This window comes from Streptomyces sp. NBC_01214 (assembly GCF_026340975.1).
GTDB lineage: Bacteria > Actinomycetota > Actinomycetes > Streptomycetales > Streptomycetaceae > Streptomyces.
Window position 1 is genome coordinate 1 of sequence record NZ_JAPEOS010000006.1, and the last position, 10,260, is coordinate 10,260.

The 10,260-nt window shown below is 70.5% G+C and carries 14 protein-coding genes; 10 read left to right on the forward strand and 4 right to left on the reverse strand.

Going from position 1 to position 10,260, the window contains the following annotated elements; genetic code table 11:
* Positions 1 to 559: 559 nt before the first annotated feature.
* From OG594_RS46925 to OG594_RS46940, 4 genes are all read right to left on the reverse strand, one after another.
* Entirely contained in the window at positions 560 to 1,642 is a 1,083-nt protein-coding gene (locus OG594_RS46925) for a hypothetical protein (protein ID WP_266609166.1), read from the reverse strand.
* A gap of 230 nt (positions 1,643 to 1,872) precedes the next feature.
* Complete coding sequence (locus OG594_RS46930; protein WP_266609168.1) at positions 1,873 to 2,424, reverse strand: helix-turn-helix domain-containing protein; 552 nt, start codon at positions 2,422 to 2,424, stop codon at positions 1,873 to 1,875.
* Positions 2,424 to 2,603 carry a hypothetical protein gene (locus OG594_RS46935; protein WP_266609170.1) on the reverse strand — a complete coding sequence of 60 codons (180 nt, stop codon included), beginning with the start codon at positions 2,601 to 2,603 and terminating at the stop codon, positions 2,424 to 2,426. Before OG594_RS46935 ends, OG594_RS46930 begins: the two co-directional genes overlap by 1 nt.
* A gap of 27 nt (positions 2,604 to 2,630) precedes the next feature.
* Complete coding sequence (locus OG594_RS46940; RefSeq protein WP_266609172.1) at positions 2,631 to 2,882, reverse strand: hypothetical protein; 252 nt, start codon at positions 2,880 to 2,882, stop codon at positions 2,631 to 2,633.
* 183 nt (positions 2,883 to 3,065) lie between these two features.
* Between OG594_RS46940 and OG594_RS46945 the strand changes: the two genes are divergently transcribed.
* From OG594_RS46945 to OG594_RS46990, 10 genes are all read left to right on the forward strand, one after another.
* Positions 3,066 to 3,194 (forward strand): hypothetical protein, encoded by a 129-nt coding sequence (locus tag OG594_RS46945; RefSeq protein ID WP_266609174.1) that lies wholly within the window; start codon positions 3,066 to 3,068, stop codon positions 3,192 to 3,194.
* Between the two features lie 66 nt (positions 3,195 to 3,260).
* The gene (locus OG594_RS46950) at positions 3,261 to 3,404 is read left to right on the forward strand and encodes a hypothetical protein (protein WP_266609175.1); all 144 of its coding nucleotides are present in this window, start codon (positions 3,261 to 3,263) and stop codon (positions 3,402 to 3,404) included.
* A gap of 148 nt (positions 3,405 to 3,552) precedes the next feature.
* Positions 3,553 to 3,705 (forward strand): hypothetical protein, encoded by a 153-nt coding sequence (locus tag OG594_RS46955; RefSeq protein WP_266609176.1) that lies wholly within the window; start codon positions 3,553 to 3,555, stop codon positions 3,703 to 3,705.
* Positions 3,702 to 3,854 carry a hypothetical protein gene (locus OG594_RS46960; protein ID WP_266609177.1) on the forward strand — a complete coding sequence of 51 codons (153 nt, stop codon included), beginning with the start codon at positions 3,702 to 3,704 and terminating at the stop codon, positions 3,852 to 3,854. Before OG594_RS46955 ends, OG594_RS46960 begins: the two co-directional genes overlap by 4 nt.
* On the forward strand, positions 3,851 to 5,035 hold the full coding sequence (locus OG594_RS46965; RefSeq protein ID WP_266609178.1) for a hypothetical protein: 1,185 nt from the start codon (positions 3,851 to 3,853) through the stop codon (positions 5,033 to 5,035). The genes OG594_RS46960 and OG594_RS46965 overlap by 4 nt, the downstream gene beginning before the upstream one ends.
* Positions 5,032 to 5,229 (forward strand): hypothetical protein, encoded by a 198-nt coding sequence (locus OG594_RS46970; RefSeq protein ID WP_266609180.1) that lies wholly within the window; start codon positions 5,032 to 5,034, stop codon positions 5,227 to 5,229. The genes OG594_RS46965 and OG594_RS46970 overlap by 4 nt, the downstream gene beginning before the upstream one ends.
* Positions 5,226 to 5,453, forward strand: coding sequence for a hypothetical protein (locus OG594_RS46975; RefSeq protein ID WP_266609182.1), 228 nt, complete (start codon positions 5,226 to 5,228; stop codon positions 5,451 to 5,453). The genes OG594_RS46970 and OG594_RS46975 overlap by 4 nt, the downstream gene beginning before the upstream one ends.
* Positions 5,453 to 5,692, forward strand: a complete 240-nt coding sequence (locus OG594_RS46980) for a hypothetical protein (protein WP_266609184.1) — start codon at positions 5,453 to 5,455, stop codon at positions 5,690 to 5,692. Before OG594_RS46975 ends, OG594_RS46980 begins: the two co-directional genes overlap by 1 nt.
* A 54-nt stretch (positions 5,693 to 5,746) precedes the next feature.
* Positions 5,747 to 5,947: a hypothetical protein gene (locus OG594_RS46985; protein WP_266609186.1), complete on the forward strand. Its 201-nt coding sequence runs from the start codon at positions 5,747 to 5,749 to the stop codon at positions 5,945 to 5,947.
* Positions 5,948 to 6,610: 663 nt separating this feature from the next.
* Positions 6,611 to 9,388 (forward strand): hypothetical protein, encoded by a 2,778-nt coding sequence (locus OG594_RS46990; protein ID WP_266609188.1) that lies wholly within the window; start codon positions 6,611 to 6,613, stop codon positions 9,386 to 9,388.
* Positions 9,389 to 10,260: the final 872 nt, after the last annotated feature.

A 10,260-nucleotide genomic window follows, 5' to 3' on the forward strand; every position in this document is an offset into this window, starting at 1 on the left:
GCGGCGGGCCGCCTCGCGGGCCGCGCGCAAGCGCGCAGCCGGGGTCGGCCCGGCGGCCGACCGCGTGCGCTGCGCGCCCGCGTTCTTCCGACCGAGCCAACCTGTCTTCCCTAGGAGCCCGGACGTTTTGGGTCACACCCCCCTGGGGAGAACAGGCGTTTTCGCAGGTCAGAGGGTGTGACCCACGTGTGGACGGGTGTGACCCATCCTTGTGGATCTGAGGCGCCGATTCTGGGGATAACTGGACGTTTCCGCAGGTCAGAGAGCTGAACGGACCCCGGACGTTTTGGGTCACACCCAACTTGGGCGAGTATGCACCCATTTGGCGGTCACTTTAGCCGTGGATTTAACCCTGCGTCGGGCCCCGGAGTCGTGGGCGGTGCCGTTCCTGTGGACAACCGGACGTTTTCCCAGGTCAGAGGGTGTGACCCACCCCGGCTGTTTTGGGTGACACCCAACGCGGGGCACCTGGTGGCCGCCTGAGCGCCTCTCAGGACATGGGTCGGCCCCGCCATCCGGTAGGTGGATGACGGGGCCGGTGGCGGGCTCTGAGGGGCTCTCAGGCGTACAGCTCCTGTCCCACCCGCAACGTCTCGCCCGTGAGTCGCATTTGGCGCATGCGCCGGGCGATGGCTTCGTCTGCCACGTCGATGGAGATGCCCGCCGCTTCCCGGCGGCGGCAGTCCGCGCAGTGCGTGATGTGCGGGGGCGCCTTGAAACGGCCGCCACATCCACCCGCGCAGTCGCGGACGGACGGGGTTGTGTCGTACGCCTCCTGAGCCGTCGCCACGTAGCCGGTCATGGGAGCCCGTTGGGTGAGCCGCCACCGGATCAGCCCGAAGGCGTGGCCCTTGACGGTCTCCTCGTGATCGGTGGAGTAGGTCATGGCGGCGAGGATCGCGGCGGGCGGGTAGCCGATGTGCAGGCGCGGGATCACGAGCAGCTCGGCGGCGCCGGTGCGTTCGCGCGCGGTCATCTTGGCGGTGATGAGTGGGGCCTGTGCGAGGACGTCGAGCGCGATGTTCCGCAGCGCCCGGTACTCCTCCTTGGTGTAGAGCTCCACCAGGACGCCATCGCGCCGCTTGCCGTCGAGGAACACCCACCGGAGCCCACCGCGGCCCCCGGTCTCCGCCACCCGCTCACCGCGCAGGAACGGCGCCTCTTGGGCGTGGCGGGCGTGTGGGCGGCGGCCGGTCAGGGCCGCGATGTGGTCACGGGTGCGCCGCTCTGTGAGGCCGATCGCGGCGGCGATTTCCGCTTCGGTGAGCTGGACGTGCCAGTCGTCCCCGGCCTGGGAGGCGAGCACGATGACGATTCGGCCGCAGGTGCGGCAGGACAGCGGGAGGCCAGCTGCCCACTCCAGCGGGGAACGGCGCTGCGCGGCGGCGGCCGTGATCGGCGTGGCGGGGCACGGGACCACCGGTGTCCGGCCGTCGGCCTCCACCCACCCGCACTCGACCAGGTAGGCCACGTGCACCAACGTCTTACGGCGGGAGATGCCGGCGGCGGAGGCGATGGCGGCGCCGGTGAGCGGTTGACCGAGGGCACGGCGGGCGTGTTGGCGGAGGATGGCGTCGATGCGGACGCAGGAGCCGCAGGTGGTGGGCGGGGCCTGCTTGTGGGCGGGACGCTTCTGGGTCACTCGGGCGGGCCTTCCTGTCCCCGGGATGGGGGCGGTACGCCGCTGCCCTGTGGTCGGGGAGGAGAAATCTCCCCTACACTCGGCAACGACGAGCAACAGTCACGGCGAGCCCTGAATCGGTCCGAGAGCGGGAACTCTCGGAACTCCCCGATCAGGGCTTTCGCCGTGTTTGGACGCTGATCAGTGGGCCACAGGCTACGCCTGCGAGCGGACAGGCCGGTGATGGCCGGTCAGTAACCGATGTCGATGTAGTCGATGTCAGTCAGTTCGACGTCGAGGCCTTGGGCGCGTCGGCCGCCGTCGCGGAAGTAGCTCTCGCCGAGGGCGCCGCCGACGATCGCGGCCAGCTCGTCTTCGCTGGCTCCGGCGCGGTACGCGGCGAACGCCTCCGCGCTGTTCTCCGGGGTGATGTGCTGGGTGATTCGGCGCAGGCGGGCGTCGTCGGTGGTCCCGCCGGGGGCGCGGAAACCGAACCGGGCGCGGGTCTCCACCACGATCCCCCGGCGGGCCGCCTCCTTCTCCGCGCGCGCCTTGACCTTGGGCTGCCAGTCCTGGCGTACCTCCCGTTCGAGGGCGGCGGCGGCGGCCGGGCTGGGGGCGCGGTCGCCCTTGAGGTAGCGCTGCACGCTCCGCTGGGACACGCCGAGACGGGCCGCCACGGCGGCCGTGCTCCCCTTCTCCTTCTTGAGGAGGAACGCGAGCCGCGTTCCGGTCCGCACCGGGATCGGGCGGGTGGTCACGGCGTTGCGGGCGCGGTCGAGTGCGTCCCGGATGGCGCCCATCAGCGGCCGGCCCGGTCGGTGACGGTCGGGTCGGTGGTCCACGCGCCCGGGGCGGGGTCGTCGAGGTCACCGAACTCCCACATGAACGAGCGGCGGTCGTCGTCGCGCTCATCGGCCCCGGCCGGGGTGGCCGGGGCGGTGGTTGCGGTGGGCGTGGTGCTCTTTTTCCTGCCGAACATGAGGTTCCCCCCTCGGTGGGATGGCGGTCAGCGGCGGGATTGCTGGGGTCGGACGTCGAGGCCGGCGGCGTTCAGCCACTCGTAGAACGTCTTGCTGCTCACGCCTGCGAGCGTGCGAATGCGGGTGCGTGAGGCGCCGGTGGCGGCGGCAGCGACGCAGACCTGTTGCAGGTCAGCGACCCGTTCGGCGACGACGTCTTGGGCTTCGTCGCGGGCGGTTGCCGCCTCTACGACCGCGCGCAGGGCTGCGGCCTGCGCTTCCTCAGGGATCTCAGACATGCAGGTCAGTATAGGGATTGCGGCCGTTCCGAATCTACGCTCGACACTTTGAGATCTGGATTTGTTTCTGAGGAATCAATGCCGTAGTGTCGTTCTTGTCAGGCCGATCGGGCGAACTGCCCGAAAAGCCCCGGGCATTCCTATGTCAACCGGGTCAATCCGGTTGGTGGTGAGGGGAGTCGAATGAGCGAGCAGGAGCAGCAGCAGGCGGCGATCGCTGAGGCGCTGCGTCAGCAGGCGTTGGCGCAGGAGGAGGCGACGCGTCGTCTGGCGCAGACGATGGCGGAGGCGTACGAGCGGGACGGTCACTGAGCACCGGTTTCTCGTCCAGTAGCCCACACCACCCAGTCCCACCCCACTCAGTAGAGGGAGTACATCGTGGCCAAGAACATCAAGATCACTGAGTCTGACGGCACCGTCATCGAGACCACCGTCAGCGACGATGCGATCGCCCGTGAGTACGAGCGGCTGCCGTTCCAGGTGGGCCACATCGTCGACGTCACGGTCACCGACGAGCGCTGACCGTTGCCCGATCCGCCCGGCTCCGGCCGGGCGGTGAGGGGAGCAGTCAGCTCCCGTCTCCACAACTGAAAACGGCCCCGCGCCGGTGTTCCACCACCGGTGCGGGGCCTGAGACGACACCCCTGATGAGGACAGGAGGTGCGGTCCTGTGACGGATCGTATCGATCAGTCGTACAACCCCGCTGCCGAGGTGGCCACGGCCGCCGCGGTGGCGCGGGCCGCTGAGGCTGCTGCTGCGGCTGAGGCTGCCCGGCTGGCCGCTGAGGCGCTGCGTGCGCAGCTGTCGGGCGGTGCCCGATGACGCCGGAGGAGCTGGGCGCGTTGCAGGCGGAGCGCCTGTTGGCGATGGCGGCGGCGCAGCGTGAGGCGGACCGGTTGGCCGGTGAGGCGCAGGCTGAGGCGCTGCTGGCGGCGCTGGACGAGGCGCGGCGGTCGGGCGGTGCCCGATGAAGTGGCGCACGGTGAAGCGTGAGGTGCTGGTCCCGCATGAGCGGGACGGTAGGACGCACATGGTCAAGGCTCCGGTGCGGGATCGGGTGCCGGTGCTCCCTCGGGACTGGGACGCGGTTGCGTTGCGGGCCGCGATCGGGTTGGTCCTGGCCGTGACGCTGGTGACCGTGGTGTGGTCCACCGCATCGATCGGCCGTCTCCTGGGTGGCGGGGTCGGGTTCGCGGCGGCCGGCCTGTTCGACGTCGCATGGGGCACGGTGCTCCTGTTGGAGTGGATGAGCCGGTTCGACCCCGGCAAGCGCATGTTCGCCCGGGTGATGGGCTGGGTCTTGGTGGCCATCACGATGGGTGCCCTGGTGTGGGAGGGGCTCGAAGCCGGGTCGTGGGCGGTGGCTGTGGTCGGTGCCACCGTCTCCCTCATCGCCAAGGCGTTGTGGCTGGCGGTGTTCCGGTTCATCGACCGGGACCTGTCCCCGGCGGATGCGCAGTGGGTGCAGGCGGAGATCAGCGGCGCCAACGCCCAGCTGGCCGTTGCGGCGGTGCGCCGCCAGGTGGCCCGCGCCGAGGGTCGGGCCGCGATGGAGCTCCTGGCGGCTGAGGCGGAGCGGCGGGCGTTCGCTCCGGCCGGTGTGCAGGACGCGACGCCGGCGGACGGTCCGGCCGTGGCGGAGTTGGAGGCGCTGCGGGCGGAGCTGGCCGCGCTGCGGGCGGAGCGTCTGGCGATCGAGGCGGAGGCGCGGCCGGTTACGGCGGAGGAGGACGAGGACGAGCGGGAGCGGGAGGCGCTGGCCCTGTACCGGGCGGTGACGTCCGACCCCGGCGCCACGGCGGCGGACCGGGCATGGGTCGTCGATCGGGTCGAGGCGGCCGTGCGGCGGGAGCCGGACGTCCGTCCGGAACAGGCGCCGTCCCTGGTCAAGGCCGCGGCACCGGAGGCGTCCGCCCCTGGCGGTGGGCGGGGTGACCGGGTGCCGGACCAGCGGCCCGCGTCGATCGCCGCCGGTGTCCGTGAGCTGCGCGCCGCGCGGATCAGCGATCCGTCGGTGATGGCCGCCCGTCTGTCGGTCCTGATGGACCGGCCGGTCACGGTGGACGCGGTCAAGCGGGAGGTCCGCCGCGTGCGGGCCGCCGAGCGGGCCGCCGAGACGGACACCGATTCGGGGACGGGGGCGTACCTGTGAGCGCCCGGGTGCGTCCGGTGTGGGCGCTGCGGATGTTGGTGGGCCTGTGGGCCCTGATGGGGATCGTGGCGGCCGTGCTCCTGGCCGCTGGGCTCCCCGCCCCCGCCACGGCTGTGGTGGCCGTGGCGGCCGGGTGGGCGGTCGGCTGGCCGCTCGCCGTCCGCGAGGAAGCGCGCCGGACGGGGGCGCGGTGAGCGCCCCGCGGCTGCTGGCCCCCGGCCCGCACGAGTGGGTCCTCACTGCGCAGTTCCCGGACGCGGATGCGTGGGTGGCCGGTCACGGCCGCACCGTGCTGACCGAGTCCGAGTCCGTTCTCGCCGTCTGCGCGCGGCTCCTCGTGGAGCTGGCCGGGCCGGACCTGTCCGGTGTGGACGCCAACGTTCGATTCACGATCAAGCCGATGAAGGGGGCCCGCTGATGTCCGGTCCGGAGCCGAAGCAGTACACCGCGTGGGAGATCGCCAGGCTCGCGGCCCTGGTGGCCAAGGGGGTCAAGACCGGTCCCACGGGCAAGTTGGACCGCCAGATTGAGGCCGTGAAGGCCGCCGCGTGTGAGCGGGAGCGGATCGCGGACGCGGCCCGTGCCAGGGTCGCCGCCGAGCGTGAGGCTGCCCGGTTCGAGGCGGCCGTCGAGAAGGCCGCCCGCAAGCACCGCTGACCGACCTGGGGGCGGGCGCACCGCTCGCCCCCGTTGACTCCCGGGAGGAACCCCATGAAGCAGTACTACAAGGCCGAAGTTTTCGTCCGCACCACGGCTGGTGAGCTGGTCACCATCTACGCCGACACGACCGGGCCGGTCGGCATGTCCGTCTCGGAGGTTCGGGCCGCGGCTGAGAGGAGCGCCCTCGCCCAGGTACGCGGCGGCAGGGTCGAGGGCTCGCGGGTGAGCACCGACGGCAAGCACCACCGCTGATCGCAGGATCGCCCCGGGGCCGCATGTCGGCCCCGGGGCTCACTCGTGGGAGGGAGGGACAGAGATGGACGAGTCGGGACGAGGGCGAGGGCGGCCGGTGAGCCGCCGTCCGCGCCGCCCCCGGGCGGCCGTGGCCGATGGCCTGCTGCGGCCCGTCGAGCCGGTGGCCGGTCAGCTCCCGCTGTGGCCGGACACGGCCCTGGAGATGGGGTCACAGCCGCGTCTGCCTGCGGTTTCGGGCGCTGCGCTGGTGACCGATCCGGTGACTGGTGACCGGTCACCGTGACCGATCTGGGACGCGGTCCGGGTGTGACTGGTGAGCTACCTGGCGACAACGGCCGTGTGAGCTAGGTCACTTGATGTCACACCGGAGCCGTCTGGCGGACCTGTAGCAGGAGGGGGCGATGTCGCCCGATTGAGTGATCCACGTCACAACGTGTCTGGATCGGGGGCCGGTTCGTACTTGGGAGAGGTGAGAGGACGATCCGTCTCCCCCATCCACGGGTCCGGCCCCGCAACCTGCACCAACCCCCGAAAACCGGGGGTGCATGTCAGTCACAACAGTCACGATCACAAGACCGGACCGCCCGACAGGACTCCTGCCAGAGTCACCGCCCGCCGGGCGGTCCGCCGCATGGAGAGGGGAACCCACGCGTGCAGAGCATGACCGAGACAGCGGCGCCGTACACGGCGACCGCGCCGGATCCGGCCGACACCAACCCGAGTGAGTCGGTGGGGGAGTGGCTCGGCTCCATTGGCTCCTGGCTGTGGGAGCACCGACCCACCACCAGCCAGGGGTGGACCATCCTGCTGGTTGTCGCCGCGATCGCGGTGGGCACCCTGGCCGGCATCGGGGGCCGGTCCCTCAAGGACAAGGGGCGCAAGGAGCGGCCGGGGCTCAACGGGTTCGTGGATGCGGTCGGTGAGGGGCTGGCCGTCGTCCTGGGCAGGCTGGGCCGCCTGATCGGCCGGTTCCTGGCCGGGCGTCCGCTGTGGGGTGAGCCCCGGTCCGACGCCACCTGGTGGCGCCCCGGTACACGTACCGACACAGTCGAGACTGCCGTCCCGCTCGCCCAGCTGGGCGCCATCGCGGCCCCCGCCGCGGAGTCCGCGGGTCCGTCCCCGTTTGCGCTCTGGCTGGGCAAGCGCGCGGCGGCCCTGTTCGAGCGGCTCGACGCCTACCAGGGGCGCGGCCAGCGTGCCCTGGAGTGGCTCGGCATCGCCATCATCACCGTGGGCACCTGGTTGGGTCGCCTGTGGCGCATGCTCCGCGCGATCGGGCGCAGCCTCGCGGCCGTGGGCCCCGTCCTGCGCGCCATGGGGCGCCTGATCGGCTCCTACCCCCGCTGGGCCCGAGCCGGCGTCCTGACGGCCCGTGTGGCCGCCGTGGCGCTGGTCTCCGGCTGGCTCCTCGTCCCCGAGGCACGCGGGTGGATCCTGCTCGCGTTCATCACCTCCCCGCTCCTGGTGGTGGCGGCCGCCGTCACCGGGCCGCACGGGCTCGGCTGGTGGCGCGGCTACGAGCCGACGTTCGCGGACATCCACGCTGCGGGCCTGTGGCGGGCGCTGCGGCCGGCGCTCCGGCTAGACGAGGACGCGGTGATGCAGGCATGGCTGGAGCTGCCGCACGACGAGACCGCCGACGGGGCCGCCATCACGCTGCGACTGCCCGCCAACGTGCTGATGGGCAGCGACCGTGACCGACAGGCGCTTCACGACCTCCTGCACGCCTGCCTGCCCGGCCAGTGGGTCGCCCATTGGCAGACCCGGGGCCGCGAGCGGTTCGTGCGATGGAGCATCGACGCGTCCGGCCCCGGCGCGGACGCCGAGTACGGGCCCGGCCTGTGGCTGCCCGTCCGCCGTCTCCTGGCCGTCCCCGAGTGGGAGCCCCGGCGGGACTGGTTGACCCTCTCCGAGACCCTGGAAGAGGGCGTGGGCGAGATCCGCGTGCGGATCCCCTCCGGCTGGCTGGTCGAACCTGAGGCTCTGTCCGCCGTCATCCGCACCCGCATGCCGGGGGACTGGGCCATGAACACCGAGGTCAGCCTCTCGGACATCACCGCTGTCTTCACCCGCAAGCCCAAGCCTGTCCGGCCGGAGCCGCTGCCCGAGTACGTCCGGTGGGAGCCCACTGGTGACCCGCTGCGGGTCTACATCGGGGAGACCCACGACGGGCCCGCGTACCTGCTGACTGGCAGCGCAACCCCGCACGTGGGCGTGGCCGGTGAGACCGGTACCGGCAAGTCGACTACGGCGGCCGGGACGTTGGTGGAGGCCCGGATGGCCGGGTGGCTGGTGACCATCATCGACCCCAAGCAGAACTCCCAGCCGGCCGCCCAGGGCAAGTCCGGCGTCCGCTACGCGACCGCCGTGGACGACTGCGTGCAGGAGATGGCGGAATTTTTTACCTCAATGATGGCCGCTGAGAAATACAACTCGCGCGCCATGCAGGGCAAGACGCACGCCAATCCGCCCATTCCCCGGCTTCTCATGATTGACGAACTCCCGTCCTTCCGAGAATTCATTGCGGCGTGGTGGAAATACATCAAGCAGCAGAGGGGATTCCCGCCGGTCCTGGTATGGCTCGCACTGATTCTCATGCAGGGCCGCTCATCCAATCACCGGGTATTCCTCGGTACACACCAGTTCGCCATGGACCTTTTCGGATCCACCATGGCACGTGACCAGGTTGGTACGAAAATGGTGGTGGGAGAGACGTCCGACCCGTCATGGGCAGTCGCATTCGGAGCCACCACACCGCGCGTGCACTACGACGACTCGATCCCCGGACGCGGCGTGATCAGCACCAAGCGACGCAAAGCCAAGAAGCTGAACCCGGACGGAACTCCCCAGCGGGTAGAAGAGATTCAGTTCGCGCACATCGATGAAGCACGCATGGACGCCTACCTCACCGACGCCCCCACGGCCCCGGCCTGGTTCGACAACGGCGAGATGGCCCCCTGGATCACCGATGCCGACATGGCCAAGGCCGACTCAGCCGCGGCCGTGCTTGCCTTCCTGCCCGGCGGGGAGTTCGCACCCGACCTGACACCTGACACTGACGCGGACGCCACGCGACAGGGGGCCCCCGTCCCTGGTCAGAGGCAGGGTCAGAACGTCAGCCTGACCAAGGACGACGAGCACCAGAGCGCGGCGCAGAGCGCGGCCGGCGCCCCGCTCGACCTCGGCGCGCTGGCCGCCCAACTCGCCCAGGAGGAGCCCGCCGAACTCCGCTACAGCCTCACCCAGGCATGCACGCTCGGCATCATCGACACCAAGCCCGGAGCCGCCCGCCAGAAGAAATCCGACTGGATCAAACGCGGAAAGCAGTTCCCCGAAGGAGAAGTCATCAAGGGCGTCTCCTACTACACGGTGGACGAACTCCACTCCGTCTATGGAGTTCCCGAGGACTGGAACGCCGACACGGCACAAGACGCCTAACCAGACGGGTATTTGACGGAACGTGGCCCCGGGCTCTACAGTCCGGGGCCACTCCTATTAGCCGGAGCACAGAGAGCAGGAGAGATGCAAGAGGAAGAACTCTGCGACAACTGCGGGGAAGCCTGCGGTGACGACTACTGCGGGAAATGCCCGCACTGCGGCGGAGAGCTGGATGACGACTACGTGTGGCCTAACCCGTGCATGAAATGCCGACTGGAGGAGCACAGGAATGCGGCCCGCGATCCGCTCCCCTTCGATATCTAGGGACGCCCGGCAAGCGATCGCGGACCAGATTCCGATGCATACCTATTCACTGCCCCAGATGCTGTCCGGGAGGGGGTACGCCAGAATCCGGGACTCTACACAGCTCATCACGTGATGCACGGGCCCTGATGACTACCCCCGGAGCCGCCATCGGGACCTAAGCCCGGGGGTGTCACCCAGATCTGCCAACAGCACATGTGCATCAAATTGGAGAGCGCGTGCGCGGGCCGCCCGCGCCTTACGCACGGACGGCCCTGGAAACGCGCTTTTCCACCTACACTACGCCCCTCCCACCCCCACGCAAGGCCCGCCCGCGCCTCCCTCCCCACGGGGCCGTCCTAGGGCTCCGCAAGCCGCTGACATGCCCGCAGACGCCCACAGAGCCCAGCCACCCCCTCACTGCCGCTGCCGCGGCGTAGCCGCTTGGGTCGGGAGCGCCAGCGGACGACCCGCTGAGAGGAGGACCCGCTTGCGGGTACTCCGCCTATTCGCGCTCGCGCGAATAGCTCCGCCTTTCAGAATTCCGCTCGCGGAATTCAATTCACGCGCTTGCGCGGGAATTGCCGGAGCGCAGCGGAGGCATTCTCTCTTTCGCGGCTTGCCGCGAA